This is a genomic window from Pseudoalteromonas sp. JC3 (assembly GCF_030291895.1).
GTDB lineage: Bacteria > Pseudomonadota > Gammaproteobacteria > Enterobacterales > Alteromonadaceae > Pseudoalteromonas.
In genome coordinates, this window is the sequence record NZ_CP127855.1 from 2812480 (window position 1) to 2838396 (window position 25917).

Annotated in this window: 24 protein-coding genes; 3 read left to right on the plus strand and 21 right to left on the minus strand. The window is 44.4% G+C overall.

What is annotated here, in order from left to right; translation table 11 throughout:
• Nucleotides 1–2: 2 nt before the first annotated feature.
• The 15 genes from rnhB to rpsB form a co-directional block, all read right to left on the minus strand.
• Complete coding sequence (rnhB, locus tag QSH61_RS11905; protein WP_010606780.1) at nt 3–596, minus strand: ribonuclease HII; 594 nt, start codon at nt 594–596, stop codon at nt 3–5.
• The gene (gene lpxB, locus QSH61_RS11910) at nt 586–1740 is read right to left on the minus strand and encodes a lipid-A-disaccharide synthase (RefSeq protein WP_010606779.1); all 1155 of its coding nucleotides are present in this window, start codon (nt 1738–1740) and stop codon (nt 586–588) included. The genes rnhB and lpxB overlap by 11 nt, the downstream gene beginning before the upstream one ends.
• Before the next feature lie 72 nt (nt 1741–1812).
• Nucleotides 1813–2586, minus strand: coding sequence for an acyl-ACP--UDP-N-acetylglucosamine O-acyltransferase (lpxA, locus tag QSH61_RS11915; RefSeq protein WP_088530226.1), 774 nt, complete (start codon nt 2584–2586; stop codon nt 1813–1815).
• The gene (gene fabZ, locus QSH61_RS11920) at nt 2586–3038 is read right to left on the minus strand and encodes a 3-hydroxyacyl-ACP dehydratase FabZ (protein WP_206471038.1); all 453 of its coding nucleotides are present in this window, start codon (nt 3036–3038) and stop codon (nt 2586–2588) included. Before fabZ ends, lpxA begins: the two co-directional genes overlap by 1 nt.
• A 10-nt stretch (nt 3039–3048) precedes the next feature.
• Nucleotides 3049–4092: a UDP-3-O-(3-hydroxymyristoyl)glucosamine N-acyltransferase gene (lpxD, locus tag QSH61_RS11925; protein WP_206471039.1), complete on the minus strand. Its 1044-nt coding sequence runs from the start codon at nt 4090–4092 to the stop codon at nt 3049–3051.
• Entirely contained in the window at nt 4092–4610 is a 519-nt protein-coding gene (locus QSH61_RS11930; protein ID WP_102057107.1) for an OmpH/Skp family outer membrane protein, read from the minus strand. The genes lpxD and QSH61_RS11930 overlap by 1 nt, the downstream gene beginning before the upstream one ends.
• Before the next feature lie 11 nt (nt 4611–4621).
• Nucleotides 4622–7093 (minus strand): outer membrane protein assembly factor BamA, encoded by a 2472-nt coding sequence (gene bamA, locus QSH61_RS11935; RefSeq protein ID WP_010606775.1) that lies wholly within the window; start codon nt 7091–7093, stop codon nt 4622–4624.
• 166 nt (nt 7094–7259) lie between these two features.
• Nucleotides 7260–8612 (minus strand): sigma E protease regulator RseP, encoded by a 1353-nt coding sequence (rseP, locus tag QSH61_RS11940; RefSeq protein ID WP_206471040.1) that lies wholly within the window; start codon nt 8610–8612, stop codon nt 7260–7262.
• Between the two features lie 2 nt (nt 8613–8614).
• Nucleotides 8615–9805, minus strand: a complete 1191-nt coding sequence (ispC, locus tag QSH61_RS11945) for a 1-deoxy-D-xylulose-5-phosphate reductoisomerase (RefSeq protein ID WP_206471041.1) — start codon at nt 9803–9805, stop codon at nt 8615–8617.
• A complete protein-coding gene (locus QSH61_RS11950) occupies nt 9802–10668 on the minus strand; it encodes a phosphatidate cytidylyltransferase (RefSeq protein ID WP_017216091.1) in 867 nt (288 codons plus the stop codon). The genes ispC and QSH61_RS11950 overlap by 4 nt, the downstream gene beginning before the upstream one ends.
• Before the next feature lie 10 nt (nt 10669–10678).
• A complete protein-coding gene (uppS, locus tag QSH61_RS11955) occupies nt 10679–11452 on the minus strand; it encodes an undecaprenyl pyrophosphate synthase (protein ID WP_010606771.1) in 774 nt (257 codons plus the stop codon).
• Nucleotides 11453–11623: 171 nt separating this feature from the next.
• Nucleotides 11624–12181 carry a ribosome recycling factor gene (gene frr / locus QSH61_RS11960; protein ID WP_010371327.1) on the minus strand — a complete coding sequence of 186 codons (558 nt, stop codon included), beginning with the start codon at nt 12179–12181 and terminating at the stop codon, nt 11624–11626.
• 92 nt (nt 12182–12273) lie between these two features.
• Nucleotides 12274–13011, minus strand: coding sequence for a UMP kinase (pyrH, locus tag QSH61_RS11965; protein ID WP_010371324.1), 738 nt, complete (start codon nt 13009–13011; stop codon nt 12274–12276).
• 139 nt (nt 13012–13150) lie between these two features.
• Entirely contained in the window at nt 13151–14002 is an 852-nt protein-coding gene (gene tsf / locus QSH61_RS11970) for a translation elongation factor Ts (protein WP_010371321.1), read from the minus strand.
• A gap of 220 nt (nt 14003–14222) precedes the next feature.
• Nucleotides 14223–14951 (minus strand): 30S ribosomal protein S2, encoded by a 729-nt coding sequence (gene rpsB / locus QSH61_RS11975; RefSeq protein WP_010371318.1) that lies wholly within the window; start codon nt 14949–14951, stop codon nt 14223–14225.
• Between the two features lie 279 nt (nt 14952–15230).
• Here rpsB and map point away from each other — a divergent pair, with 279 nt between their 5' ends.
• The 3 genes from map to dapD all read left to right on the plus strand — a co-directional run bounded on the left by map (nt 15231) and on the right by dapD (nt 19695).
• Nucleotides 15231–16022 carry a type I methionyl aminopeptidase gene (gene map / locus QSH61_RS11980; RefSeq protein ID WP_010606768.1) on the plus strand — a complete coding sequence of 264 codons (792 nt, stop codon included), beginning with the start codon at nt 15231–15233 and terminating at the stop codon, nt 16020–16022.
• Nucleotides 16023–16238: 216 nt separating this feature from the next.
• Entirely contained in the window at nt 16239–18857 is a 2619-nt protein-coding gene (gene glnD / locus QSH61_RS11985) for a [protein-PII] uridylyltransferase (RefSeq protein WP_102057114.1), read from the plus strand.
• Nucleotides 18858–18867: 10 nt separating this feature from the next.
• The gene (gene dapD, locus QSH61_RS11990) at nt 18868–19695 is read left to right on the plus strand and encodes a 2,3,4,5-tetrahydropyridine-2,6-dicarboxylate N-succinyltransferase (RefSeq protein WP_174170035.1); all 828 of its coding nucleotides are present in this window, start codon (nt 18868–18870) and stop codon (nt 19693–19695) included.
• Between the two features lie 50 nt (nt 19696–19745).
• On the opposite strand, the gene QSH61_RS11995 is transcribed toward dapD, so the two are convergent.
• The 6 genes from QSH61_RS11995 to lepB form a co-directional block, all read right to left on the minus strand.
• Entirely contained in the window at nt 19746–21800 is a 2055-nt protein-coding gene (locus QSH61_RS11995) for a TonB-dependent receptor (RefSeq protein ID WP_206471042.1), read from the minus strand.
• Between the two features lie 81 nt (nt 21801–21881).
• Nucleotides 21882–22616, minus strand: coding sequence for a pyridoxine 5'-phosphate synthase (gene pdxJ, locus QSH61_RS12000; protein ID WP_174170033.1), 735 nt, complete (start codon nt 22614–22616; stop codon nt 21882–21884).
• 93 nt (nt 22617–22709) lie between these two features.
• Nucleotides 22710–23402, minus strand: coding sequence for a DNA repair protein RecO (gene recO, locus QSH61_RS12005; protein WP_010606763.1), 693 nt, complete (start codon nt 23400–23402; stop codon nt 22710–22712).
• Nucleotides 23403–24302, minus strand: a complete 900-nt coding sequence (gene era, locus QSH61_RS12010) for a GTPase Era (protein WP_010371295.1) — start codon at nt 24300–24302, stop codon at nt 23403–23405.
• Nucleotides 24292–24969, minus strand: coding sequence for a ribonuclease III (gene rnc, locus QSH61_RS12015; RefSeq protein ID WP_010371291.1), 678 nt, complete (start codon nt 24967–24969; stop codon nt 24292–24294). Before rnc ends, era begins: the two co-directional genes overlap by 11 nt.
• A 2-nt stretch (nt 24970–24971) precedes the next feature.
• A complete protein-coding gene (gene lepB, locus QSH61_RS12020; protein ID WP_010371286.1) occupies nt 24972–25907 on the minus strand; it encodes a signal peptidase I in 936 nt (311 codons plus the stop codon).
• Between the last annotated feature and the right edge of the window lie 10 nt (nt 25908–25917).

The window sequence follows — 25917 nt, forward strand, 5'->3', positions numbered from 1 at the left end:
GTTTACTCCTTCTCGGCCAAAATTCGTTGCACAGGCTTAAAGCTTGTACGGTGATGCGGAGTAACACCATGTGCTTCGAGTGCGGCAAAATGGGCTTTGGTTGGATAACCTTTGTGGCCTGCAAAACCAAACTCTGGATATTCCGCATCGAGTGCTAACATCTCATTGTCTCGGGTGACTTTCGCCAATATGGATGCTGCACTTATCTCGGCAACTAGGCTATCCCCTTTTACAACTGCGGTTGCCGCAACACTTAGCTTAGGTAAACGATTTCCATCAACAAATACATGATTTGGTTGAATTTCCAACCCTTCAACTGCGCGTGTCATCGCCAACATCGTTGCGTGAAGAATATTCAGATCGTCAATTTCTGCAACTGATGCTCTCGCAATGCAGTAACATAATGCCTTTTCTTTTATTTCTTCTGCCAATGCAATGCGCTTTTTCTCTGACAGTTTTTTTGAGTCGGTTAACCCTACTATTGGTTTGGTTGGGTCTAAAATAACGGCAGCGGTCACAACGTCACCCACCAACGGGCCACGTCCTACCTCGTCAACGCCTGCAATATACTGCACATCAGGACGTTCAATTTGCATCTATTAACTCCATTACAGCCTGAGCCGCTTGTTTGCTGGCATTTAGGCGAATGTTCTCATGTATCTCGTAAAACTTTCTAACAAGCTTACTATTATTGCCCTTTAACATCGGGAAAAGTGCATCAGCGAGTGCGTCAGGATTACATTCTGCCTGTAAAAATTCAGGCACAAGTGGTGCGTCAGCCAATAAATTCGGCAAAGCAAAGTATTTGATGTTAAAGGTAAAAAAGGTATTAAAAATCCAATAACTCTTAGGATTTAGCTTATACCCTACCACCATTGGCTTTTTATATAGCATCGCCTCAAGTGTGGCTGTACCCGAGGCCAGTAAAACGCTATCCGCAGCTTGCATTGCCAGTGCTGACTGGCCGTCAAGCATAATCGGGTTCAATTCCGGCGCAACTTCCTTCAAGGCTTCCAAAAACTGCGCTCTGCGCTTTTCGTTTACCAAAGGCACGACGATTTTTAAGTCGGGAATTTTATCGACTAGTTTTTTTGCAGTGGCAAGGTAAGTGCGACTCAATAAGCCAACTTCAGAGCCCCGGCTACCAGGAAGCAGTGCTAAAACCGTATCATCTTGACTTAAGCTCAGCTGTGCACGCGCACCTGCGGTATCCGGCTCAAGTGGAATTTCATCCGCTAGCGTGTGACCCACAAATGTACAAGGCACTTCATGTTTATCATAAAAGGCTTTTTCGAACGGCAGCAAAGACAGCACTAGGTTAGTCGCTTCAGCAATCTTATGGATGCGTTTTTGACGCCACGCCCACACACTTGGGCTTACATACTGAATGGTTTTAACCCCAGCCGCTTTCAACGGTTTTTCAACACGCAAATTAAAATCCGGCGCATCGATACCGATGAATACATCGGGTGGATTATCAATAAAGTAATTCACCAATTGCTTTTTAATTTTTAGCAAGCGAGGTAAGCGACCAAGCACTTCGACTAGTCCCATAACAGCCAGTTCATCCATGTCAAACAGGCTTTTACAACCAGCTTGTTGCATTTTAGGACCACCGATCCCGACAAAATTGGCATTGGGGTAATGAAGTTTTAGCGCGTTTATGAGGCCTGCTCCGAGTATATCGCCCGATAACTCTCCTGCGACCACGCCAATGGTAATATTTTTTTCGTTAGCCATTGTTATTTTTCAGTATAAAAAAACGCCATACAAAATGTATGGCGTAAGTATAACCTGTATTGCGGTTCAAGTTTAGCGGATCAAACCACGATTAGAAGTCGCAATAAAATCAATCATTTGTTGAACTGCTGCGAACTCAGAAGCCTCTTCTTTTAGCGCTTCTAACGCATCTTCTAAACGCAGCCCCTTACGGAACAACGTTTTGTATGCGCGTCTTGTTGCCATGATTTCATCAGACTCAAAGCCGCGACGCTTTAAGCCTTCAGTATTAATTGCAACGGGTCTCGCTGGCGTGCCAGTCGTTGTAACAAATGGCGGCACGTCTTGGTTCACACCCGAGTACATACCAATAAAGGCATGTGAACCCACTTTACAAAATTGATGTACACCAGAATTACCCGCAAGGATAACCCAGTCACCAATATGTACGTGTCCGGCTACACTCGCATTGTTAGCGAAAATCACATTGCTGCCAATGACTGCGTCGTGTGCTACATGGGTGTAAGCCATAAATAAGTTGTTGCTACCAATTCGAGTGATCCCTTCGTCTTGAATTGTGCCACGATGGATGGTCGCACACTCACGAATAACGTTGTTATCACCAATAATTAGCTTGGTTGGTTCATCCTTGTACTTTTTATCTTGGCAGGCTTCCCCTACTGACGCGAATTGGAAAATGTGATTGCCTGAACCAATTTCAGATGGGCCTTTGATCACAACATGTGATTCAATCTTACAGTTATCGCCAATGACTACGTCATTGCCAATATAACTATAAGGGCCTACAGAAACATTCTCGCCTAGACGCGCGCCTGATTCGATAATTGCGGTAGGATGAATAGCCATTAAAACTCTCTTCTAGCACACATAATTTCAGCTGAACACACAGTTTTGCCTTCTACTTTAGCTTCAGCACTGAATTTCCAGATATTACGGCGTTCTTTTTCGAACTGAACGTGCAAATGCATCGTGTCACCCGGTAGAACAGGTTGTTTGAAACGTGCATTGTCAATCGCTGCAAATAAGTATAGTTCATTCTCGCTGCGATTCTCGACCGTTTTAAAACCAAGTAAACCAGTTGCCTGTGCCATCGCTTCTAGGATCAACACACCTGGGAAAATAGGTTGCTCTGGGAAGTGACCCGTGAAAATAGGCTCATTAATCGTCACGTTTTTAATCGCGTGAAGATATTCGCCAGGCTTAAAGTCTACCACTTTGTCAACAAGCAACATTGGGTAGCGGTGCGGAAGAAGTTTTAAAATCTCTTGGATATCAAAGCTGTTTAATTCGTTAGCCAAAATAGCTTCCTTATTCTACATCAGTATCTTTAAGCTGTGCTGTCAGCAGCTCAAGTGCCTTCAGGCGCGACTTAAAGTCAGATAAATTGCGTAAGTGTGCAATAGACTTACGCCACTCTTTATTCGTTTGGTGAGGTAAACCAGAAGAATAGATCCCTGGCTCAGTAATTCCTTTAGTAACCATGCTCATACCAGTAATGACAACCCCATCACAAATTTCGTTGTGACCATTGATTGCTGTCATGCCGCCAATTTGGCAGTACTTGCCGATCTTAACACTGCCCGCTAATACCGTGCAGCCTGCGATGGCTGTACCGTAACCAACTTCGACGTTATGGGCAATTTGGATCTGGTTATCTAAAATGACGTTGCTATGAATAATGGTGTCTTCTAGCGCACCTCTATCAATAGAGGTACTCGCGCCAACTTCGACACGGTCGCCAATAATTACGGTGCCAACTTGAGGGATTTTAACCCACTCGCCTTTCTCGTTGGCGTAGCCAAAACCATCACTTCCTATTACGGCACCAGACTGGAATAGACATTGCTCGCCTATCTGTACTTCATGATAGATAGTCACGTTTGCCCAGAGTTTAGTCTTTGCGCCTATTTTGGCATGTTTTCCAATGAAACAGCCTGGCCCTATCTCAACATCATCACCAATCACAGCGCCATCTTCAATTACAGCGTTCGCACCCACACTGACATTTTCGCCAAGCGTCGCGGTATCAGAGATAACTGCTGTACGATGAACTCCTGCTGCTGCGCTAGGTGTTGAGTCTAGCTTCTGTGCAAGTTTTGCATAGGCTACATAGGGATCTGCGATAATGAGTTTATTACCCGCAAAATAATCCGCGTCTTTTTCACTCAAGATCACGGCCCCCGCAGTCGTGCTTTCAAGCTGACCACGGTATTTGCTGTTGGCTAAAAACGCGATTTGGTCGTCTTTTGCCTGTGCGAGAGTGGCGATATTTCGAATTGATTTATCGCCATCACCTTGCAGCTGAGCACCTAGAAACTCAGCAAGTTGAGATAAGGTGTGAAGTTTTGTCATTACTTATTGCTAACCGCTTTTACCACTTCTTCAGAAAGGTCGGCTACTTTATCAGGATTGAAGTAAATTGTCGTATCTTTTACTTTAACTTCATCAAACTTACCTTTTTTAGCAACAGACTCAATCGCATCTACGATTAGCTTTTGTACTTTAGCAAGCTCTTGGTTTTGACGAACTTTAATTTCTTGCTCTAGTGGACGACCTTTTTCAGCAAGTGTCTTTTGCATTCCTTGGATTTTTTCACGAAGCGCTTCTTTTTGCTCTTCACTCATAGTCGTCGCTTCGCGCTTAAATTTTTCAGCTTCGAAACGAATGTCACCTTGAATTTTTTCAAGCTCTTGACGACGCTCAGCAAACTCAGCTTGTAGCGTTTGTTCAATTTTCGCCATTTGTGGAATTTGCTTATACACTTCCTGCATGTCTACGATGCCGACTTTGTGTGCAAGCGCGCTACCTGAAGCACCCATCATTAGTGCTGCTGTCATGGCTAGTGTTGATGATTTAATAAATTTTTTCACAATAAAACTCCTTAGAATGTATTACTGATATTGAAGCTGATCGTCTTCGTATCGTCTTCTTCTTCTTTTTTGAGTGGGTAAGCGAAACTGATCAGCATTGGACCCATTGGCGAGATCCACTGAATCGATAAACCCGTTGATACTCTGAACCTTGATGGATCAGAGAAATCAGAAAGTAGATTGTATTGATCTTCCGTCAAGTTGTTATAGCGATCTACATCAAACTCGGTATCCCAAACGTTTGCCGCATCAACGAAGAAGCTGGTTCTTACAGAACTGGTATTATCTTCGTCTAGGAATGGCGTTGGTACAATAAGCTCTAAACCTGCTAGTGCTTTTGCGTTACCACCGATACGGCCACCTAGGTTTAGCGTATCGAATTGCTGATCGCCGCCAATACAGCTACCTGATGTACCATCTGGTTTAGGTGTACCCGGAATACACTTAGGCGCACGCTGTACCGCTCGAGGTAGGATCGTGTTTCGGTCAAAGCCTCGCAGCTCTTGCTCTGAAATACGGAAGAACTCTTGGAATGGCAATACTTGCTCAAAGCCATTGGTCTCGCCATAACCGTTACCATAACCTAAGCCCGCTCTCGCTGAGAATACCCAACGATGGTCGTTACTGATTGGCCAGTAAAAACGTGAATCGTAATTAATCTTGAAGAAATTAAGATCTGAGTTTGGTGTAGTAATACTTAAGTTCAAGCTTTGACGAGAACCTGCGGTTGGGAACATACCACGGTTAACCGTTACACGTGACCAACCTGCGCTTAACTCATATTTGGTAAAGTCATAATCTGCGTTTGGATCGCTTTCGTTTAAGAAGCTCTCACGAAGTACGCGTGTTTGCTCAAAGTCTGAAATTTGCGAAAGGCTTTCTTCAATCCAACGAATACCAAAGTTAACACGGTTTATCGCATTGATTGGGAAACCAAAGTTAGTGCCGATACCGTAGCTCGTCGATTTATAATCTACAATCCCAAACTCACTTGCATCGAACTTACTATAGAAGATACTGCTGCCTTGCGACACACCATCAGGTGTAAAGTACGGATCGGTATAAGATACACTATAACGCTCTGAACCACGCGAAGTGTTGATATTGAACGCAACTTGGTTACCTGACCCCAAGAAGTTAGACTCACTGACACCGATGTTAAACTGAAGGCCCGCATATGAACCATAAGCAACACCCGCTTGGAAACTGCCTGCAGGTTGCTCTTTTACTTTAAAGTCAACATCAACCTGATCTTCAACCCCTGGAATTGGCTTGACTTCAAACTCTACCGATTCCATATATGGCAAACGTTGAATTTGAAGCTTAGAACGCTCTAAGTTTTGGTTAGACAACCATGCACCTTCAAGCTGCGTCATTTCACGACGTAACACTTCATCCGCTGTATTCTGGTTACCATTCACTACGATTCGACGCACATACACACGCTTACCAGGGTCTACCGATAGCGTTAGTTGTACTTCTTTATTTTCGTCATCAATTTCAGGGACTGTTCGCACTTCAGCGTTAGCATATCCAAAGCGCGCCAAATAACTCTTAATGAAGTCTTCCGTCGCCGTTACAACTGAGCCGTTGTAAAGCTCACCAGCGCGAAGTGGCACAATACCTTTAATTAAGTCTTCACGGCCTAGTAAGTCACCAATGAAATCAAATCCTTTAACGGTATACTTTTCACCTTCGGTGATGTTTGCCGTAACATAAACTGATTCACGTTCTGGGCTTACTGAAACTTGCGTTGAATCGATGTTAAAACGTAAATAACCACGGTCTAGGTAAAAACTGCGGATCTTTTCTAAATCGCCTTCAATAGTTTGTTTTTGATAACGGTCATTAGAGAGGAAGCGCCACCACGGCAAGTCCTGCTGAGATTCAATTAGGTTAAGAAGTTCTTCGTCCGAGAACAGTTCATTACCAACAAGGTTAATTTGACGTACAGAAGCAGCATCACCCTCTTCAAACTTCAGCATCAACTTCACACGGTTACGTGGCAATTCTACAATGCTCACCTCAACCTTAGCATTGTATTTACCAATACTGTGGAAGAATTCCGTTAAGCCTTTTTCGATACTATCGAGTACCGTTCTGTCTAACGGCTCACCTTGGCGAATATTTTGCTGTTCTAAACTCTCATTTAGCTGCTCGTCTTTGATGTCTTTGTTGCCATCAAATTCGATTGAGCTGATAGTTGGACGTTCTTTAACCTTAAAAATAATCTGATTACCATCACGGAATACCGCAATGTTGTCAAAGTGGCCAGACTTATACAACGCCTTGATTGTGCGTGAAATAGTAAACTGATCGACATTGTCACCAACGTTGATCGGAATATGTGTCAATGCAGCACCTAGTGCAACGCGCTGCAGCCCTTCTACTTTTAAATCTTCTACGATAAAGGAGTTTTGCCCTAAGGCAGCAAAACTAGCGCCCAGTAAACTGGTTACTGCAATGTGTTTTTTTATAGGCATTTTATTATCTTTATCCTTTACAACAATTTTGGCGCGATACGCTAAGGCCCACTACATCACAACATTCAAACGTTACAGCTTTTGTATTATGTTATCCGTTGTATGCTTGAACAAAAATGCAAACATTTAAACTGCATATAATGTGCGCTTTTTAGCACCGCACGGCTTAAAGCCGAGAAACATCATTAAATAGTGCAAAAAACGTTAAGGCAAGAAGAAGCGCTGCTCCAATCTTAAACCCAAACTCTTGTGTCTTTTCAGAGACTGGTTTTCTGCGAATTAGTTCAACTAAGTAATACATTAAATGCCCACCATCTAGGACAGGGAGCGGTAATAAGTTAAAAACTCCTAAATTCACGCTGATAAGCGCTAAGAAGCCTAAAAATGCAACTAACCCGTAACTAACGCTATTTCCGGCACTAACCGCGATCCCCACAGGCCCGCTTAAGTTTTTTACCGAGACTTGGCCCGTGATTAAGTTGCCGATCATGTCGAAACTTAAGGCAATCAAGTCGTAAGTTTTACGAATGCCAAGCACCATACTATCTAGGATGCCATATTGTCTAGTTTCAATATAACCATTTGGCCATTTTTCCATCACAGGCACAACGCCCAAGTAGCCTTGTACGACACCTTCTGATGACGTTTTTGCCCGAGGGGTTACCGTTAGGGTTTGTGGCTGCCCATCGCGCAGAATATCAATGCTTATGGCTTGATTTGCCGATTTTTGAACTCGGCTCACCAGCTGTTGCCACGACGCCAATTTGTCACCATTTATCGCAACTAGCGTGTCTTCTACTTGTAAGCCACCTTTGTCGGCAGCCGCACCTTCTTCAATATAACCGAGCTGCAGCGTCAGCGGCGGCCTATATGGCGTAATGCCGACTGAGGTCAGCGGCGCTTCGTCCTGCTTTTCCAGCTTCCAGTCACTCAAACGTAGCGTGCGAATTGCTAAGCTACCCTTTTCATCTTGTACTTTGGCAACCAGTGATGGTTCACCTAAATGCGCCATCAATTCAAACGTAACGTCTTGCCATGAGTGCACTAACTCATCATTCAGTGCAATGATGTGGTCGCCTGATTGAAACCCAGCATCCGCCGCGATACTGGTTGGTGTCACAGCTCCAACGACGGGTTTTACTGATTGAACCCCTACCATATACATTGCCGCCAACGCGACAATGGCAAACAAAAAGTTCGCAATGGGGCCTGCAGCTACCACAGCGATACGAGAAAGTACTGGCTTATTATTGAAGGCAAGGTGGCGCTCCTGCTCTGGCACATCGTCGACACGTTCATCGAGCATTTTGACATAACCACCAAGTGGAATTGCGGCGATAACGTATTCGGTTTGGTGTTTGTCATACCACTTAACTAAAGGCTTACCAAAACCGATAGAAAAACGTAAGACCTTAACGCCGGCTTTTCTGGCAACCCAAAAATGGCCATATTCATGAACGGTAACTAAAATCCCTAAAGCAAGAATAAATGAGCCTAAGTGCCAGAAAAATTCAAACATGGTTACCTCAATGTGGCGATAATTTGCTGCGCTCGGTGGCGTGCCGTTCGGTCTGTTTCCATAATAGACTCAACGGATTCTAATACGCTTAGCTCACTGTGCTCAAGCGTTAAGGCATTGACTCGATAGATATCACAAAACCCTATCTTACCCTCTAAAAATGCCGCAACAGCAATTTCATTTGCAGCATTCACTGTTGTTGTTGCGGCCTGACCACTACGACATGCGTCAATCGCTAATTTGAGGTTGGGATAACGGTTAAAATCTGGTTTGGTAAAAGTGAAATCGACAATCTGAGAAAAATCTAATGGCTTGACGCCCGCGTCAATTCTGTCAGGATAGGCAAGCCCATATGCAATCGGCGTTCGCATGTCTGGTTGCCCCATTTGTGCCAGCACCGAGCCATCGCGATACTGCACCATAGAGTGGATCATACTTTGTGGGTGTATCACCACTTCAATATCGTCAGCTGAACAGTTAAATAACCACTTAGCTTCAATAAACTCTAGCCCTTTATTCATCATGGTCGCAGAGTCGACAGAGATTTTTCTGCCCATCGACCAATTAGGATGCGCAACCGCTTCTTCTACCGTTACTGAAGCTAAGGTAGCCAATGAACGCTGCAAGAAAGGTCCACCTGAACCGGTTAATAAAATCTTACTAACACCGCTGTGGCTTAGATTTGAAGATTGCCCAGTTTGTATGGTCGTTGGTAGGCACTGATAAATAGCATTATGCTCACTGTCGATAGGGAGTAAAGTCGCACCATGCGCTTTTACTTTATCCATAAACAGCTGGCCACTCATTACTAACGACTCTTTGTTCGCCAGCAACACTTTTTTACCCGCTTCGACTGCCGCTAAAGTCGGTAACAACCCAGCTGCACCAACGATTGCGGACATCACAATATCCACATCCACGTGGCGAGCCATCTCAGCCATTGCTTCAACGCCATGGAGTACTTCGGTGGTAGTGTCCGTCAAACGTTGAGAAAGTTGCTTAGCTGCGTGCTCAGAGCTCATAACCGCGTATTTGGGTTGATGATGTAAACAAAGCTCAGCCATCTTTTCCGCGTTTTGCCCTGCGACTAAGGCAAATACACGATATTGTTCTGTATTGCGGCTGACGACGTCTAAGGTTGATAGTCCAATTGAGCCTGTCGCCCCCAGTACTACCAAGTTTTGCTCGCTCATAGCACTACCGTCCAAGCGTAGCAAAAAGCAAAAATGGGTGCTGCAGCCGTTAAGCTATCAATGCGATCTAGGATACCGCCGTGACCTGGCAAACAACGGCCTGAATCTTTAAGGCCTACTTCGCGTTTAAACATACTTTCAAGCAAATCACCAACGGCGGAAAATAGCGCGATAATAATGGTCATTGCAGCGTAAATTGGCCACATGTTGAGATCAATCGCAGCGAAGTGACAAAACACCAAAACAAAAACAACCGCGGTGATCACACCACCAACAAGACCTTCAATCGTTTTATTAGGGCTCACTTTAGGCATGAGCTTGTGCTTACCTAAATTCTTTCCAGCGAAGTAGGCGCCAATGTCTGCGCTCCACACTATACCCAATACCACCATGATAAGAACCGAACCTATGTGTTCGCCATCTTCGTATCCGGCACTACGCATCACGTTTAACGCAAGCCACAGCGGTACTAGTGTCAGTACACCAGCGATGGAGCGCATCATGATCCCTTCATTCCAAGCACGAGCTGCTCGTGGATATTTAACTACCAAGAAAGTAGCAACCAGCCACCACGCAAAAGCGAGCGTAAATACATAATTAGCATCAGCGACTAAGCGCCCTTGCTGCCATAAATCCTGTATTGGCCAGTGGGTGTTAAGCAATAGAATTAACACCGCCATGACGCCAACGAAAGTAAAACGCTGACGCTTTTGACATAGGCCCGCAAGCGCCGACCACTCCCATGCACCAAGCAAAACGATTAGTGCGGCAATCGTACTAAACATTGCCAGCGGTGTATAAAACACCAAAAGTAGAGCCAGAGGTGCAAGCACCGCTGACGTTAGAATACGTTGTTTTAACAAATTTGAACCCTTAACTTGTTGCGTCTTTCTCTGCGAGGAGCTGCTTTATCTGCTCTCCTGTGCATCCGAAGCGTCGCTCTCTAGACACGTAACAAGCAATGGCTTCAGAGAATGCTTGCTCGTCAAAATCAGGCCAAAGCGTGTCGGTAAAATAGAGTTCGGCATACGCAGCTTGCCATAGCAAGAAGTTACTGATGCGGAAGTCGCCTCCCGTTCTGATCAGCAAGTCGAGATTCGCTTGATCGGCCATCGTCATCTGCTCTGTCAAGGCATCTTCGGTTATATCACTTGGTTGCAATTCACCCGCTGCAACTTGTTTTGCGAGGTGTTGTGCTGCCTGTGTGATATCCCAACGTCCACCGTAATTTGCTGCAATGTTTAAGTTAAGCCCTGTATTGTCCTGGGTCAATGTTTGAGCTTCATGAACACGCTTTTGGAGGCTGTCAGGAAAACGAGAAAGTTCGCCAATAATGGTTAGCTTTACGTTGTTCTTATGTAATTTTTTAACTTCTTTAGTCAGCACATAAATAAATAATTCCATTAACGTGCTGACTTCATCTTCTGGCCTACGCCAGTTTTCACTACTAAAGGCAAATAGCGTCAGAGACTCTATACCTAACTTGGAACAGAATTGTACAGCACTACGAACAGAATCTACGCCCTTCTTGTGTCCGAAGGCGCGTGGACGCCTGCGAGCTTGAGCCCAACGACCGTTGCCATCCATTATTATCGCAACATGTTTTGGCAATGATTGCTGCGAAATAACCTCTGCTTTTAAAACCATAATTCCAATTTAAGTGAAAAAAAACGCCGCCTAGTATACCTTAGGCGGCGCTTCAAACCTAATAAATTTGTCAGTGTACCTAGCCCAAAAAAACCTAACTGCTCAGAAACAAAGCAGAATTTTCTGCAATACGTAAACAGTGCGTAAATATAAACGCTAGGATAAAGACATTTAGATTTCCATCAACTCTGCTTCTTTCGCGCTTAGTTGAGTATCCATTTCTTTGATGAACTTGTCAGTCAGTTTTTGGATATCATCTTCAGCTTGACGCGCTTCGTCTTCAGAAATTTCTTTGTCTTTTAGCAATGATTTAATATCACCGTTTGCATCACGGCGAATGTTACGTACTGCAACACGACCACCTTCAACCTCACCACGTACGATCTTGATGAGATCTTTACGACGCTCTTCAGTTAGTGGAGGAAGTGGAACACGGATCACGGTACCTGCTGACATTGGGTTTAGACCTAAGTCAGAAGACATGATTGCTTTTTCTACCGCTTGTGCAAGTGACTTGTCGAATACGCTGATAGCCAGCGTACGAGAGTCTTCCGTCGTTACGTTTGCTACTTGGTTTAGCGGTGTATCTGCACCGTAGTATGAAACAGAGATACCATCTAGTAGTGCAGGGTGTGCACGACCTGTGCGGATTTTAGAAAGCTGGCTTCCAAGTGCCGCCACACTTTTTTTCATGCGCTCTTGAGCGTCTTTTTTAATATCTTCGATCACAATACTTTCCTAGTCTGTTCTTGTTATGCCAGATTATACTCGCAATTTAGAGATTCGCTACTTAACTGCGAATTGCTGAAATAGTCGTCAGATTATTCTGCTGCTTGAGAAGAGATAAGGGTACCTTCCTCTTCACCCATGATGACATTTTTCAATGCACCCGGTTTATTCATGTTGAATACGCTGATTGGCATATTGTGGTCACGTGCCAATGTAAATGCAGCTAAATCCATCACTTTCAATTCTTTATCGATCACTTCGTTGTAAGTCAACGTGCGGTATAGCGTAGCATCTGGGTTTTTCACCGGATCGTCACTAAATACCCCTTCAACCTTAGTGGCTTTAATCACGGTATCCGCTTCAATCTCAATACCGCGCAAACATGCTGCTGAGTCTGTAGTAAAGAAAGGATTGCCCGTACCTGCAGAGAAAATAACAACACGGCCAGATTTTAGTAGGCTAATTGCTTCTGCCCAATTGTACGCATCACACACACCATTTAGCGGGATAGCAGACATCAAACGTGCGTTTACAAAAGCACGGTGCAGCGCATCACGCATCGCAAGGCCGTTCATGACGGTCGCCAGCATGCCCATGTGGTCGCCCACAACTCGGTTCATGCCCGCTTCTGCAAGTGAACCACCACGTAAGAAGTTACCGCCACCGATAACCAAACCCACTTCTACGTCGAGCTCTACTAACTCTTTGATTTCTTGTGCCATACGATCCAATACTTTTGGATCGATACCAAAGCCTTCATCTCCCATTAAAGCTTCACCACTAAGCTTTAAAAGAACGCGTCTAAAAACAGGTTTTTTATTGATAGTCATAATATCCGGGCCAATTAAAAGTGAGGTAAAAAATAACCGCGCTTATGCTAGACATAAATGCGCGGTTATTTTAGAGAATTTTCAGCAATGACGCAAAGCTAATGTCAGCTTTTACGTCATTAGGCATCACAATAAGTGATTACTGGCCTTTTGCTGCAGCGATTTGTGCTGCAACTTCTGCTGCGAAATCTTCTTCTTTCTTCTCGATACCTTCACCTACCTCTAGGCGAACGAATGAAGAAACAGATGCATTCTTCTCTTTAAGGTAGTCACCCACTGATTTCTTAGGTTCCATGATGAAAGCTTGACCAGTAAGAGAGATCTCACCAGTGAACTTCTTCATACGACCAACAACCATTTTCTCAGCGATTTCAGCTGGCTTACCTTCGTTCATTGCGATTTCAACTTGAACCGCTTTTTCTTTTTCAACTACTTCAGCAGGTACGTCTTCTGGGTTTAGGTAGTCTGGCTTAGAAGCAGCAACGTGCATTGCAACGTGCTTAAGTGTTTCTTCGTCAGCATCACCAGCTACAACAACACCGATACGCTCGCCGTGACGGTAAGCAACTAGCTTGTCACCTTGGATGTAAGAAACACGACGGATGTTCATGTTCTCACCGATTTTAGCTACTAGTGCAACGCGAGTCTCTTCAAACTTAGCTTGTAAGTCTTCGATAGTTAGTTGCTCAGCTACAGCTGCGTCAGCAATTTCGTTAGCAAATGCAAGGAAGCTTGCATCTTTTGCTACGAAGTCAGTTTGACAGTTAACTTCTACTAGTGCAGCAAAACCTTCGCCTTGCTTGATGATGATTGTACCTTCAGCAGCGATGTTGCCTGCTTTTTTAGCAGCTTTAGCAGCACCACTTTTACGCATGTTTTCGATTGCTTGATCGATATCACCGCCAGTTTCTGTCAGTGCTTTTTTACAATCCATCATGCCAGCGCCAGTGCGCTCACGAAGTTCTTTTACTAGGGCAGCAGTTACAGCCATTAGAATATCCTCAAATCTGAATTCAGTTCTTGATAAAACCAACCTTCGGTTGGCTGAATATCAAATCAAGTACAGCTCGCCTCAATTTGATAAAAATCCGTTATCTTTCAAGGTCTGCTTGGCAAACAACGGGATAAGCAGTTAATCGCTTATAAAGAATATCAAGTCTTCACCAATAATTTGATGAAGACTTGATGACAGCTAATACCTAATCAGGTAATTACTCAGCTTCAACGAAGTCGTCGTTTTCTGCTTGAGCAACGATGTTGCTTTCACGACCTTCAGTGATAGCAGTCGCTACTGCACCAGTGTATAGCTGGATTGCACGGATAGCGTCGTCGTTACCAGGGATGATGAAATCAACACCATCTGGGTTAGAGTTAGTATCAACAACAGATACTACTGGGATACCTAGGTTGTTAGCTTCACGGATAGCGATGTGCTCGTGGTCAGCGTCGATAACGAAGATAGCGTCAGGAAGACCGCCCATATCTTTGATACCGCCAAGGCCTTTTTCAAGCTTTTGCATTTCACGAGTAAGCATTAGCGCTTCTTTCTTAGTAAGCTTCTCGAAAGTACCGTCTTGGCTTTGAGTCTCAAGCTCTTTAAGACGCTTGATTGATTGACGAACTGTTTTCCAGTTAGTCAACATACCACCTAACCAACGGTGATTTACGTAGAACTGCTCACTTTGGATAGCCGCTTCTTTAACTGCTTCGCTTGCAGCGCGCTTAGTACCTACGAAAAGGATTTTGCCTTTGTTAGATGCTACGTTCTGTAAGAACTTAAGTGCATCGTTGAACATAGGAACAGTTTTTTCTAGGTTGATGATATGAACGCGGTTACGTGCACCGAAGATGAACGGCTTCATCTTAGGGTTCCAGTAACGTGCTTGGTGACCGAAGTGAACACCAGCTTGAAGCATATCGCGCATTGAAACGTTTGCCATTGTATATTTCCTCTAAAAGTTAGGGTTAGGCCTCCACATATCCCATAGCACCAACACGAAGTTTTTATAACTGCATGCACCCAAGTGTATGTGTCGATATGTGTGTGTGTTAATATTAATAAGTGTGTTGTCTTAACTACAAACATTCAATCTCATCGTGTGAGGAAGAATTATTTGTAAAAAGACGGCGCGCTTTATACCATATATAAAGAATTAACTCAATCTTATGCGTAAAATTTGTGCATAATAAATGTTCATCTAAATTGACTTGGAGTCTAAATGAGTGCAGTGATCAAAACCCCTGAAGAAATCGAAAAAATGCGTGTTGCTGGGCGTTTAGCCGCGGAAGTACTGGAAATGATCGAGCCGTATGTTAAGCCAGGGGTGACCACCGACGAATTAAACACCATTTGTCACAACTACATTGTTGATGAGCAAGGTGCCATTCCTGCACCGCTAAATTATCACGGCTTTCCGAAGTCTATTTGTACCTCAGTTAACCACGTTATCTGTCACGGAATCCCGAACGATAAACCGCTAAAAGAAGGCGACATTATCAATATCGACATCACTGTGATCAAAGATGGGTATCATGGTGATACGTCAAAAATGTTTTACGTCGGTACACCAACGATCCAAGGTAAGCGCTTAAGCGAGATCACGCAAGAAAGCCTATACCTTGCGATAAAAATGGTAAAACCGGGCGTGCGTTTGGGTGATATTGGCGCTGCAATTCAAAAGTATGCAGAAGGCTTTAACTACTCTATCGTGCGTGAATATTGTGGTCACGGTATTGGTAAAGAATTCCATGAAGAGCCACAAGTAATGCACTACGGCAAACCAGGTACTGGCGAAGTGCTCAAAGCTGGCATGTGTTTGACTATCGAGCCTATGGTTAACGCCGGTAAGCGCCAATGTAAGCTACTAAAAGACGATTGGACTGTCGTTACCAAAGACCGTAGTCTTTCGGCGCAGTGGGAACACACGCTGCTTGTCACAGATAATGGCGTTGAGATCTTAACGCTGCGCAATGACGAAACGATAGACCGCGTTATTACGCATTCAGCTTAATTGCAAAAAGCATTTATCAAAGCCAGCCAGATTGCTGGCTTTTTTGTTGCAAAACTCACACAACAGCGATTACAGCACCCCTTGGTTTAGATGTCAGTTACACACGATGATAGTTGTCCAATCCTTGACCCTTCACCTCCTCGTCACTCGCAATTCTTATTTATTTAGTGTAAAACAGGACTCTACTGTTTTTGCGCGCATGACACAGGATCCTAAGTGGCATTACCGAACAAAGTGAAGACGCTTCTTGACGAAGCACAAGAACTTACCGATTACCGTGATTGTCTTGCTTTTTTCTACAAATGGTTAAGCAATCAATTTGCCAAGCAACCCGTTAGAAATCTAATTAACTCTCGAGCCGAATTTATCGATCGATTGTTGATTAAATTGTTTAATGAAACTGGGCTAGCGCACCAACCAGACTTGTCGTTAATCGCCATTGGTGGTTATGGCCGTGGTGAGTTACACCCGTTCTCTGATATCGATTTTTTGGTGCTGACCAAATCCGTTCCCTGTGAAGAAGTGACCAGCTGCTTAGAGCGTTTTGTCACTTATTTATGGGACTTAGGTCTAGATATTGGTCATAGCGTAAGAACCCATGAACAAGTCCTAGAACAAAAACAAAATGACGTTCACTTTGCCACTAGCCTGCTAGAAAGCCGCCTCATTTGTGGTAACCATATTGAATATGAACGCCTCAAACGACATATTGTTGAAACCCCAATTTGGCAATCTAGTGACTTTTTTATCGCTAAGGTCAATGAGCAGAATATTCGCCATAAAAAATGCCATGGTACCGCCTACAACCTTGAGCCTAATATTAAAGAAAACCCCGGTGGCCTGCGCGACCTGCAAACCATTTTTTGGGTCGCTAAAAAACACTTCCGCGCTGAAACTTTGGAAGAGTTAATCAATCACGGTTATTTGACCCATGAAGAATATCAAGAGCTGTTAGAGTGCATCGAAAACCTGTGGAACATTCGCTTTGCGCTGCACTTAGCCGCTGGTCGCAGTGAGAACCGCTTACTGTTTGACCATCAACCACATGCCGCAGAGCTCCTCGGTTTTGGCTCTGAAGGTAAAGCCTCGGTCGAGCGTATGATGAAACGCTTATTTAGGATCATGAGCCGAGTGCGCGAAATGAACCAGATGCTGCTTTCCTATTTCGAACAAAGTATTCTTCCTGAGCAGTTAGAGCAAGAAGCCGTGCCACTTGACAGAAACTTTGAGCGTATTGGCAATAAAATTCGCGTTAAAAACCCCTCGGTCTTTTTCCGTCGAGAGAATTTGTTTGTCCTCTTTGAACATATTGCAGACAACCCTAAAATTAATCAGATTGACCCCAGTACCATACGTACTATGCGCCAAGTCAGACGCCGTTTATTAGGCGATTTGCAAGATTACGCAGGCTGTCGTGACGCTTTTTTAAGGTTATTGAAACACCCTAATGGCATGGGACGAGCGTTTACTCTGATGCACAAACACGGGATCATCGCTGCCTATTTACCGCAGTGGCGTAATATTTTTGGACAAATGCAGTTCGATCTGTTTCACGCCTACACGGTAGATGAGCATACCCATAAACTCATCAATAACATCTACCGCTATTTCGATAAAGAGCATATTAGTGAATTCCCGATTTGTTCTGAGATTGTTGCCCGCATGGACAAACCAGAGCTACTCTACTTGGCTGGGATCTTTCACGATATTGCCAAAGGTCGAGGTGGCGACCATTCCGAGCTTGGTGCCGTTGACGCCATGGCATTTACCAAAATGCACGGTTTTACCGCTTCCGACGCTAAATTGGTAGCTTGGCTGGTGCAAAATCACCTCCTGATGTCTGTCACAGCCCAGCGTAAAGATATTAACGACCCCGATGTTATTGCAGAATTTGCACAAAAAGTGAAAAACGAACGTCAGCTAGATTATCTCTATTGCTTAACGGTTGCCGACATTCGTGCCACCAACGACAACCTCTGGAACGACTGGAAAAACACCCTCTTACGCGAGCTATATCTACATACTCAACGGGCATTGCGCTTGGGTCTTGAAAACCCAATGGATATGCGCGACCAGATCCGTGATAAGAAACGCCAAGCCAAGCAACGACTGATTAATTTGGGCTACTTCGAAGAGTACATTGACCTTATTTGGTCACGCTTTAAGGCCAATTATTTTACTGCCTTTAGTGAACAGCAGATCTCTTGGCATACTGAGCACTTATTACAGTCTGATGATTTAAGTCAGCCAAGCGTGATCGTCTCTAACAAGCCCATGCATGGCGGGACGCAAGTATTCGTATACAGTCCTTATGAGTCGGCGCTATTCGCCAAACTAGTCAGTGTAATTGGTTCTAAAAAAGCACAGATCCAGCATGCTCAGGTCATGACCACAAAAGATGGCTATGTTGTCTTTAGTTTTGTTATCCTAGAAGTGAATGGCGACCCACTCAGCACCAGTCGTGCAGCGGGGATCAGGAGAGGCTTAGAGACGCTCTTAAAAGACCCAAAAAAGAAAATCAGAGTCAAAAAGAATCGCTCACAGAAGTTTAAAGATTTTAATATTAGGCCAAAAATTATCTTGCGCCCTCATGCTAGAGCAAACCGTAGCCTTATTGAAATTCAGGCCATTGATATTCCGGGGTTACTGACTAAAATTGCTGAGGTATTTCAGGCCTATTCACTACATATTCATGCCGCGCGCATTACAACCGTCGGCGAACGCGCAGAAGACTTTTTCGTCGTCTCAAACAAAGATTACAAGGCACTAGATGAAGTACAAAAAGCTGAGCTTCATCGCGCCCTACTCAAAAAATTAAATGCTGAAACAGATTAACGAGGAATTTATGTCTGATTTAAAAACGACTATTGAAACCGCGTGGGAAAACCGCGATACCATTACTCCAACCACGGTATCAGACGAAGTAAAACAAGCGATTGTCAACGCATTGGAAATGCTAGATTCAGGTGCAGCGCGTGTTGCTGAAAAAATTAGTGGTGAGTGGGTTGTACATCAATGGTTGAAAAAGGCGGTACTCCTGTCTTTTAGAATTCGTGACAACCAACCAATGAACGATGGCGTTAACCAGTTTTACGACAAGGTACCATTAAAATTCTCAGAGTATACGCCAGAGCAGTTCCAACAAGGTGGTATGCGCGTAGTACCAAACGCGGTAGCACGTCAGGGCAGCTTTGTCGGTAAGAACGTGGTACTTATGCCGTCTTACGTTAATATTGGTGCATATGTTGATGAAGGCACCATGGTAGACACTTGGGCAACCGTAGGCTCGTGTGCACAGATCGGTAAAAACGTACACCTATCTGGCGGTGTGGGCATTGGTGGCGTATTAGAGCCGCTACAAGCCAATCCAACGATTATTGAAGATAACTGTTTCATCGGCGCGCGTTCTGAAATCGTAGAAGGTGTAATTGTTGAAGAAGGTGCAGTTATCTCCATGGGTGTCTATATTTCACAAAGTACTCGTATTTACGACCGTGAAACTGGTGAAATCCATTATGGTCGCGTACCAGCTGGTGCAGTGGTAGTACCAGGATCACTACCAAGTAAAGATGGCTCTCATAGCCTATATGCAGCAATTATTGTGAAAAAAGTAGACCAGCAAACCCGCGAAAAAGTTGGGATCAATGCACTACTTCGCTCACTAGACGAATAAATATCACGACGGTTTCAAAAAAGGGAGCTTTCTGCTCCCTTTTTCATCTATTACCAGCGGTAGTCCAGTGACACTAGAATGTTTCTTGGTCTTCCTGGAAAGTACCTTTCACCACTAAATGAAGTGTAATCGGCACGCTCAGCGTAACGTTCGTCGGTTAGGTTCTTCACTCTCATCGTCAACGCCAAATGCGGATTTACCTGCCACTTTCCTCGTAAGCTCAGCAAATCGTGACCGGAATAACGATGAAGATTTTCGGGGTCAGTAAAATACTCTCCTACATGATGCCAAGCTAAAGACCAACTGAGATTATCCAGTGCTTGCCAGTGTAATTGGGCGTTAATGACGTTCCTTGGTGCTGAATCTAGATCGTTGCCGTTAATATTGATGCCACCAAGAATATTATCTTGTTCATAGGTATGCTTAGCACGCGTTGCGGCGAGATCTAGTTGCCAATGTGCTGTGAATGAATAACTCAGCTCCAACTCCACACCTCGGTGTCTTGAGCGACCATCGTTAATATAGAAAAAGTCGCTATCTCGGAAGATCAAATTTTCTTTTTCCATGTCATAAATCGCGACCTGATAGCCAAGACTATCTGCACTCCCTTTTAGGCCAAGCTCGATATTGTCCGCCTTTTCTTCCTCTAGCGATGCTTTTATCTGCTCTCGCTGCAATTGGTAAAGCTCAGCACTTTGTGGTGCGCGATAGCCTTTGGACAAGTTAGCATAGGCAATATCTCGCTCAGTGAAAGCATAGCTTAGGCCAAATTTTGGTGAAAAATATGCAAAGCTATCTTTGCCACTGGCTGGGCGACTATAACGACATCCTCCCATTGCACACACCGAGCCATCTTCTTTGGTGCGCCCAGTAGGCAAAAAGTTGCGATAATCGTATTTCATTGACTCAAAACGACCGCCCAGTTCAACTAACCAGTTACCCTGTCGCCAACTGAGGTTTGCAAAAGGCGCGAGTTGCCTTGCATCTACCTCATAGTCGTAATGCTTTCCTGTGGGAATAGTTGAGCGCAAAAATGCAGAGCCTTCAGTCGGCGTAGGCTGATACTGCAACATCTCGCCTTGAGTATATTCCGCATCCATTCCCCAATCTAGTTGTATTGAGTCACTTAATTCAGTGTGTATAAGCGTTTGCAGCCCTACACCAGTTTGACCATTTTCTTCAAACGGCTTACCCGGCAAGAAATGCTTAACAAATTCCATCTCTTGCCAGCGTACATAAGGTTTTATCAGTACGGTGTTGCTATCATCAAAGTGCCCGGTTATTTCTGTCCAAGCTCTAAATGACTCTGCCTTTCTAAATGCTTCAGGGTTTTCGTTTTGCTTTGCCAATTGCTTATTTTTATAGCTGTCCACTCCTGTTATATAACCCGCAGTTTGCTGATTTAAGTGGGTGTATGTCATCCCAGATACGACACCAACCTTCTCACCTTCATATTGATGTTTGACGCTCAACTTTTGTTGCTCAACGCTTTCATCGTCACGATAACCCGTATCTTTTGTAAGGGTTAACGCTGCGCCCAAGCCAAGGGCTTTATCGCCAGCTTGTATTCGAGTTCGGCTATAACCATAGGAGCCGATATCTAACGCTACCCTAGGTGTTTTTTGAATGCTGTTTGAAGTAATCACATTAACCACTCCATGCACCGCATTCGAGCCATACAATACGCTGTTTGGCCCTTTTAGCACTTCTATACGCTCAGCTGCTTCAAAGTGCGATTCAAAGAGTTCATTAATATTGCAAAAACCTGCGGCTCTGAGTGCAATACCATCTTCAGCCATTAAAATGCCGCCACATGCGCCTGCACCAGAGAGCACTTGTGAGCGCAATGCAGGTAGATACTCTTGACCATTACCATGTTGTACATTTGCGCCAGCAACGAGCCTCAACGCCTTTTCGATATGCGTGACGCCTGTATCATCTAATTGAGCTTCTGTTAGCAAAGAGAGGCTTACAGGACGCTCTCCTGCCGTCTCAGCCAATCTGGATGCCGTAGTAGTGATGATTTCAAATTCGTTGTTCTCTGTCGCTTCGCTAAGTTGTGGTGCAAGGGCACAACTTGCAAAGACCAACACCATTTTTTTCATTTTGATACCAACTGTATTAACTCGATTACAAGGCAAAAAGAAAGGGCTACACAGCCCTTTCGTTTTCTTTACCACTAAGCGTTATGCTTGTCTCGCCTCTAACATCAAACGCTTCATATCTCGTACTGCCTTTTCCAGCCCATCAATTGCCGCTCGAGCAATAATGGCATGGCCAATGTTAAGTTCGTAGATTTCTGGCATTTGTGCAATCGGTTTAACGTTATGGTAATGCAAACCATGACCAGCGTTAACGATAAGACCTAAGCCATGAGCATACTGAACGCCTTCACGAATGCGTTCAAGCTCAGCGCTCATTTCGGTGTCGCTCTCAGCATCCGCATAAGCACCAGTGTGGATCTCAATGTAAGGCGCACCGGTTTGCTTTGCAGCATCTAGCTGCTTTTTGTCCGCGTCAATGAACAAGCTTACTTTAATACCTGCATCAGCTAGACGCTGAGTTGCCGCTGTGATCCTATCAAGATTACCCGCAACGTCTAAGCCACCTTCCGTGGTTAACTCTTCGCGCTTTTCTGGCACTAGGCAAACATATTCAGGTTTTACTTCGCAAGCGATGTCGAGCATTTCGTCAGTTACTGCGATTTCTAGATTCATACGTGTTTGGATGGTTTTTGCCATCACGTAAACATCGCGATCTTGAATGTGGCGACGGTCTTCACGTAAGTGAATAGTAACGCCGTCGGCACCTGCGTGCTCAGCTACTGCAGCTGCATGTGCAGGATCAGGATAGCTAGTGCCTCGCGCCTGACGAAGCGTTGCAATATGGTCTACGTTGACGCCGAGTAAAATATCTTTCATCGTTTATCCCTTGATAATATGACGTAGCAAGTGGATCACCCACCTATTACTGCGATACCAATTTACCGATTTATACTTTTGATTAAATTGGTATTATTTCTTTGAAATAAATAGTTCTCTACTTTTCAGCCCTTGCTTACCAACCAGCGGCGCCATTAATTTTCGTGTTAATAGCTTAGCCGCTCTTCTCACGGCAAGGTCTTGGAAATCTTGATTGGCAATGGCCAATAACATACTGCCCGGTATCGTATCAGGTTCACGACCGACTGCAATAAAACCGTACTCAGATACGTACTTATACGCGGCTTTTGGCCGCACTGGATTACCTTCAGCGTCAAATTCCAGTTCCACCCCGAAACCCAGCTCACCTAACAATTGCAACTCAAAGCTACGTAAGATAGGTTCCACATCTTCATCTTGGGCCAAACGCATTAAATGTAGCTGATAGAGCGCAAAGATCTGCTCTAGCGGTTCGTTGGTTGGTACCACGCGTTGCGTTAATTCATTGAGATACAAACCACAATATAGCTGCCGCCCAACGAGTTGGATTTGGTTGTCTGTGGGTTCAAAACGGTTTAGGTATTTAAAATCGTATCTGCCTGCATATTGCAGTAAAAGTAATGAAAATGGCCGCAGCTGGGCATTATGTTTGAGGGATTGCTTGCCCTTGACTCGGGCAAGCATTTTAAGTTGTCCAACGCCTTCGACCAGCACGTCAAGCAGTACCTGAGAATCGCTGTAAGGTCTGCGATGTAACAGATAGGCCTGTCGAAAGTCGCTATCCAATCAGTCTTCTCCGTACCCTAAGCTACGAAGAGCACGTTCGTCGTCTGCCCAGCCAGATTTCACTTTAACCCAGCATTCGAGATAGACCTTGTTGTCTAGCATGTTCTCAAGATCTTTACGCGCTTCGCGACCGATAACTTTGAGCTTTTCGCCTTTGTTGCCGATCACCATGCGTTTTTGCGATTCGCGCTCAACAAGGATCAACGCGTTGATCTGCCAAACGCCGTTGTCTTGCCACTTAAACTGTTCGATCTCTACCGTCACCGAGTACGGTAACTCATCGCCCATAAAGCGCATCAACTTTTCACGCACGATCTCTGCCGCCATAAAACGCATCGAGCGATCGGTAACATAATCTTCAGGGAAATAGAATTCACACGCAGGTAAACGCTTGTGCACTTCTTCTCTGATCATATCAACGTTTTTACCTTGCTTCGCAGAGATAGGTACGATCCCGATAAAATCCCCCTGTTCACTCAACCACTGAATATGTGGCATCAACAAGTCTTTATCTTTTACCTGATCGGTTTTATTCATCACCACCAAGATAGGACGACCGCTGTCTTTAACTTTAGCCAGTACCATTTCGTCATCAGGCGTCCAATGCGTCCCTTCTACGACAAAAATAACCAGTTCAACATCGCCGATTGAGCTTGATGCTGCTCGGTTCATTAAGCGGTTAATTGCACGCTTTTCTTCAATATGAAGTCCTGGTGTATCAACGTACACCGCTTGATAGTTACCCTCTGTATGGATCCCCATGATGCGGTGACGAGTGGTTTGTGGTTTACGCGAGGTAATACTTACCTTTTGCTCAACCAATTTATTTAATAGTGTCGATTTACCTACATTAGGTCTACCGACAATGGCAATCATGCCGCAATGTGTATCAAGCGTCATTCTTTAATATCTTAAGCGCTTTTTCGGCAGCTTTTTGCTCAGCTTTACGTCGCGAGCTGCCTACTGAAATTATACTTTCCATCCCTTCCACTATACATTCGACCGTGAATGTTTGGTTGTGAGCTTGCCCTTTGGTATCTATTACAGTGTAGCCCGGCAAAGGTAATTTTCGAGCTTGTAGATACTCCTGCAGCAGCGTCTTCGGGTCTTTTTGATTATGACCAGGTGAAATCGCTGTTAAGCGTGATTCGTACCAACTTAGTACCAAATCTCTACACACGTCGATGTCAGAGTCTAAGAAAACGGCACCAATTATGGCTTCTACTGCATCTGCGAGCGTCGACTCACGGCGAAAACCGCCGCTCTTCAGCTCACCTGGACCTAGGCGCAGATAATCACCCAGCGCGAATTCCACACCGAATTCCGCCAGAGTTTGACCACGCACTAACGTTGAACGCATGCGGCTTAAATCACCTTCACGCGCTTTTGGAAACTTGTGATACAAAGCATTTGCAATCACAAAGCTTAAAATAGAGTCGCCCAAAAATTCGAGACGCTCGTTGTGCTGGCCTTTGTGACTGCGATGCGTCAAAGCCTGCTCAAGCAGCGCCTTATCAGAGAAGTTGTACCCTATTTTATTATAAAGTTCTTCTACGTTTCTTTTCATTTTTACTGAATACTACCTAGGCGTTCAAAACGAACACCAGTTGGAACCCACCCTGGCAAAATGCTGTCTGGGCCATTATCAAAATCAAAACTTAACCAAATAAATACCGCTCTTCCAACCAAGTTTTCATCAGGTACAAAACCCCACATACGACTATCTTGGCTGTTATTACGGTTATCACCCATCGCAAAATAACTTCCCTCTGGTACTACCCACTCATCGCGGCGAGTACCTGGTTGTTGATAGTAGCGATCTGTTAACTCTAACACTTCAGGATTAATTAAAATATCATGTTCTACGTTTGGCAAATGCTCGGTTAGACGCACTAACTGCATTGGACCTTGCGTAAACTCGTCACGATTTACAATGTCTACATCAATCTTGTTATATTCGCCACACGTCAACCCGTTTGCTTCGCTCTGCCCGTCTTCACACTTAGGTTTAATGTAAAGCTGACGATTGCGATAAACAATGTGGTCGCCCGGTAAACCAACAATACGTTTGATGAAGTCAATTCTCTCGTCTAGCGGAAACTTGAACACCGCAATATCACCGCGCTCAGGGGTACCCGTTTCAACGATTTTGCTACGCCACACTGGGTCTTTAATCCCGTAAGCATATTTTTCCACGAGAATAAAATCGCCATCCAATAAGGTTGGCATCATTGAGCCGGATGGAATTTGAAACGGTTCAAAAATAAACGAACGGAAAATCGTGATTGCGGCAATCATAGGAAAAATTGATTTCGCGTTTTCAACAATGGCAGGTTCAGGTGCGATTTCCGCAATGATGTCGGCATCTAACTGAGTGTCAGACGCACCTTGCGCAATAGCAAGCCTAGCTTGTCTTTTTGGTGCATACACCAAATGATCGATCAACCAAATAAGGCCTGAACCGACCGTGAGTAGCACCAATAAAATTGAAAAATAACCTGCCATTTGTATTTCC

Bases quoted from the DNA above. Each gene is read 5' to 3' on its own strand.
- ispC (WP_206471041.1), bottom strand. From the start codon at position 9,805: ATGAGCGAGCAAAACTTGGTAGTACTGGGGGCGACAGGCTCAATTGGA.
- lpxD (WP_206471039.1), bottom strand. From the start codon at position 4,092: ATGACAAAACTTCACACCTTATCTCAACTTGCTGAGTTTCTAGGTGCT.
- rpsB (WP_010371318.1), bottom strand. From the start codon at position 14,951: ATGGCAAACGTTTCAATGCGCGATATGCTTCAAGCTGGTGTTCACTTC.
- bamA (WP_010606775.1), bottom strand. From the start codon at position 7,093: ATGCCTATAAAAAAACACATTGCAGTAACCAGTTTACTGGGCGCTAGT.
- uppS (WP_010606771.1), bottom strand. From the start codon at position 11,452: ATGGTTTTAAAAGCAGAGGTTATTTCGCAGCAATCATTGCCAAAACAT.
- map (WP_010606768.1), top strand. From the start codon at position 15,231: ATGAGTGCAGTGATCAAAACCCCTGAAGAAATCGAAAAAATGCGTGTT.
- tsf (WP_010371321.1), bottom strand. From the start codon at position 14,002: ATGGCTGTAACTGCTGCCCTAGTAAAAGAACTTCGTGAGCGCACTGGC.
- era (WP_010371295.1), bottom strand. From the start codon at position 24,302: ATGACGCTTGATACACATTGCGGCATGATTGCCATTGTCGGTAGACCT.
- rseP (WP_206471040.1), bottom strand. From the start codon at position 8,612: ATGTTTGAATTTTTCTGGCACTTAGGCTCATTTATTCTTGCTTTAGGG.
- pdxJ (WP_174170033.1), bottom strand. From the start codon at position 22,616: ATGAAAGATATTTTACTCGGCGTCAACGTAGACCATATTGCAACGCTT.
- lpxA (WP_088530226.1), bottom strand. From the start codon at position 2,586: ATGGCTATTCATCCTACCGCAATTATCGAATCAGGCGCGCGTCTAGGC.
- pyrH (WP_010371324.1), bottom strand. From the start codon at position 13,011: ATGACTATCAATAAAAAACCTGTTTTTAGACGCGTTCTTTTAAAGCTT.
- lepB (WP_010371286.1), bottom strand. From the start codon at position 25,907: ATGGCAGGTTATTTTTCAATTTTATTGGTGCTACTCACGGTCGGTTCA.
- lpxB (WP_010606779.1), bottom strand. From the start codon at position 1,740: ATGGCTAACGAAAAAAATATTACCATTGGCGTGGTCGCAGGAGAGTTA.
- dapD (WP_174170035.1), top strand. From the start codon at position 18,868: ATGTCTGATTTAAAAACGACTATTGAAACCGCGTGGGAAAACCGCGAT.
- rnc (WP_010371291.1), bottom strand. From the start codon at position 24,969: ATGAAAAGAAACGTAGAAGAACTTTATAATAAAATAGGGTACAACTTC.
- rnhB (WP_010606780.1), bottom strand. From the start codon at position 596: ATGCAAATTGAACGTCCTGATGTGCAGTATATTGCAGGCGTTGACGAG.
- QSH61_RS11995 (WP_206471042.1), bottom strand. From the start codon at position 21,800: ATGAAAAAAATGGTGTTGGTCTTTGCAAGTTGTGCCCTTGCACCACAA.